The organism is Blastococcus atacamensis, from assembly GCF_002938425.1.
Taxonomy (GTDB): domain Bacteria; phylum Actinomycetota; class Actinomycetes; order Mycobacteriales; family Geodermatophilaceae; genus Blastococcus; species Blastococcus atacamensis.
This window is the reverse complement of the sequence record NZ_POQU01000150.1, coordinates 1-3,028: the sequence shown is the minus strand read 5'-3', so window position 1 is coordinate 3,028 and position 3,028 is coordinate 1. Positions and strand designations below refer to the sequence as shown.

Here is a 3,028-nt window from a genome sequence, read left to right as displayed (position 1 = left end):
GGGCTCGCTGCCCCCGACCCGGCGCGTGCGCTCCGACGACGTCGCGCGGATGACGCCGGGGGTGCGGGGAGGGGCCGGCGGCGTCGTCTTCTGGGACGGGCAGCTGACCGACGACGCGCGGCTCGTGGTCGCCCTGGCCCGCACGGCCGCCGCCTACGGCGCCCGGGTGGTCGCGGGCGCCGAGGTGCTGGCGGTCGACGGCGCCGACGTGCACGTGCGCGTGGACGACGCCGATCTGCGGCTGCGCGCTGGCGTGGTGGTCAACGCTGCCGGTGTCTGGTCGCAGCAGCTGGCCCCGGGAATCCGGCTGGTGCCCTCCCGGGGGTCGCACCTCGTGCTGCCGGCCGACCGGCTCGGGTCGCCGTTGGCGGCGCTGACCGTGCCGCTGCCCGGCTCCCGGTCCCGGTACGTGTTCGCGCTGCCGCAGCCGGATGGCCTGGTCCACCTGGGGCTCACCGACGAGCCGGTGGACGGGCCGGTGCCCGCGGAGGATGCACAGCCCTCGGACGCCGAGGTGCAGCAGCTGCTCGCCACCGTGAACCAGGTCCTCGCCGAGCCGCTGACCCGCGAGGACCTGGTCGGCGCCTACGCCGGCTACCGGCCCCTGGTGCTGCCGGAGTCGGCGGGCGCGGGGCCGGGCGGTGCCACCGCGGATCTCTCCCGCAAGCACCTGCTCCGCTGGGACGGACCGGTCCTGTCGGTGGTCGGCGGCAAGCTCACCACCTACCGGGCGATGGCCGAGGAGACGGTGGACGCCGTGGTCGCGCGACTGGGCAGGGGAGCGGCGCGGACCACGACCGCCCGCCTGCCGCTGGTGGGTGCCGCGCCGCGGGTGGCGCTGGACCGGGTGGTCGCGGCCGAGCGGCTGGTGGCGCGCTACGGCACGGAGGCGCCGCTGGTCGAGGCGCTGGGTCCGGCCCTCGTGGTGGCGGGGCGGCCGGAGACCGTGGGGGAGCTCCGGTTCGCCGTCCGCCACGAGGGGGCGCGCAGCGTCTCCGATCTCCTCGACCGGCGCACCCGCATCGGTCTGGTGCCCGCCGACCGCGAGCGCGCGGTCGCAGTGGCCGAGCAGGTGCTGCCGGAGGGCTGATCCCAACTTTTGGGAAAGGCGTTCCACTGTGTGGACGGTGGGTGCACGATCCCGCCGTGGACACCTACACGCACGGGCACGCCGAGCCCGTCCTGCAGTCGCACCGCTGGCGCACCGCCGAGAACTCGGCGGCCTACCTGCTCCCCGCGCTGCGCCCGGGCTCGACGTCCTCGACGTGGGTTGTGGCCCCGGCACGATCACCGTCGACCTCGCCGCGCTCGTGGCCCCCGGACGGGTCCTCCGCCTCGACGTCTCGCCCGATCCGCTGGACGAGGCGCGGGCCGCCGCCGAGCGAGCCGGGGTCCCTGCCGAGTTCGGCGTGGGCGACGTCTACGCCCTCGATCTCCCCGACGGCTCGTTCGACGTCGTGCACGCCCACCAGGTACTCCAGCACCTCACCGATCCGGTTGCGGCGCTGCGCGAGATGGCCCGGGTCTGCCGGCCCGGCGGGATGATCGCCGTCCGGGACGTGGACTACGCGGCGACCACCTGGTTCCCGCTGGACGACGGGCTGGACCGCTGGCTGGAGCTGTACTCCCGGGTGGCCCGGGCCAACGACGCCGAACCCGACGCCGGCCGGCGGCTGGTGTCGTGGGCGCACGCCGCCGGCCTGCGCGACGTCACCGCGACGACGTCGGCCTGGTGCTTCGCCACCCCCGACGAGCGGCGGTGGTGGGGCGACTCCTGGGCCGGCCGGGCGACGGCGTCGTCCTTCGCCGAGCAGGCGGTGGCCTACGGGTTGGCGACGCCCGCGGGGCTGGACGACATCGCCGCCGCGTGGCTCCGGTGGCGTGACGCGGACGACGGCTGGCTCGGCATGCTGCACGCCGAACTGCTCGTCCGCGTGCCGTGAGCGGTGTGCGCTGATGGGCAGTTCCGGGGCCGGGAACTGCCCATCAGCGCACGGCCCCGCAGCGCGGATCAGCCCCCGTGACGGGCGGCGTTGGCCTGGACGGCGGTGCTCACGTACTGGGCCAGGCCGGGCGCGATGCCCTCGTAGTGGGCGGTGAAGCGCTCGTCCTCCACGTACATCCGGCCCAGGCCGGCGTGGATCTCGTAGCCGCAGTCGTAGAAGTTCCGGCTGATCTGCTGCCGGTGCTCCTCGGCGAGGCCCATCGCCGTCTCCCCGTCGGCGGGGACGCCGTCCCGCAGGGCGGCGGCGAAGCGCGCCTCGACGTCGTCGGTCTCGGCCTTGACCCGCAGCCAGTCGTCCTTGGTCATGGCGCGGGTCCGCTGCTGGGACTGCGCCCAGGCCTCGGTCCCGCCCCACTTCTCCTCGGCCTCTGCCGCGTACTCCTCCGGCAGCCAGTCGCCGAACACCTCGAACCGCTCCTCCGGGGTGAGTGAGATCCCCATCGATCGTGCCTCCATCTCCTTCTCGACGGCCGCGACCATCGCCTGCGTGCGCTCCAGCCGGTCCTGCAGCAGCCGGTGCTGGCGGCGCAGGTGCACGGCGGGATCGGCGGACGGGTCGTCCAGCAGGGTCGCGACCTCCTCGAGGGGGAACCCGAGCTCGCGGTAGAGCAGCACCTGGTGCAACCGGTCCAGGTCGGCCGGCGAGTACTGCCGGTACCCGGCCGCCGTCCGCCCGGACGGCGACAGCAGCCCGATCCGGTCGTAGTGGTGCAGCGTGCGCACCGTGACGCCGGCCAGTGCGGCGACCTCTCCCACGTTCATCGCGGTTCCTCCTTCCTTGACGACGACGAGGCTGCGGCCTGACGTCGCGTCAGGGTCAAGCAGAATCTCGCACGACGGGGCGGCCTAGTGTCGGCCCGATGAGCGAGGGACCGAGCGGCTGGGGCGCGCCGCTGTACGAGGCAGTGCTGGACGCGACCGGGGTGGGGTCCGGGACTGTCTCTTATAACAATCTGACTCTTCCTACCAATCTGAAACTGAAGAAAAGAGTGGGAGCACTACAATTAAAAAAAAAAGAAACAA

The 3,028-nt window shown here is 73.7% G+C and carries 3 protein-coding genes; 2 read left to right on the top strand and 1 reads right to left on the bottom strand.

What is annotated here, in order from left to right:
* Positions 1 to 1,090 (top strand): glycerol-3-phosphate dehydrogenase/oxidase (locus C5508_RS19095; RefSeq protein ID WP_104526485.1); only part of this gene is annotated, 1,090 nt, incomplete at its 5' end.
* 28 nt (positions 1,091 to 1,118) lie between these two features.
* Complete coding sequence (locus C5508_RS19090; RefSeq protein WP_332872209.1) at positions 1,119 to 1,943, top strand: methyltransferase domain-containing protein; 825 nt, start codon at positions 1,119 to 1,121, stop codon at positions 1,941 to 1,943.
* A gap of 68 nt (positions 1,944 to 2,011) precedes the next feature.
* On the opposite strand, the gene C5508_RS19085 is transcribed toward C5508_RS19090, so the two are convergent.
* Entirely contained in the window at positions 2,012 to 2,767 is a 756-nt protein-coding gene (locus C5508_RS19085; protein ID WP_104526484.1) for a MerR family transcriptional regulator, read from the bottom strand.
* Positions 2,768 to 3,028: the final 261 nt, after the last annotated feature.

Coding starts and splice junctions, on each gene's coding strand:
- C5508_RS19085 (WP_104526484.1), bottom strand. CDS start 2,767: ATGAACGTGGGAGAGGTCGCCGCACTGGCCGGCGTCACGGTGCGCACG.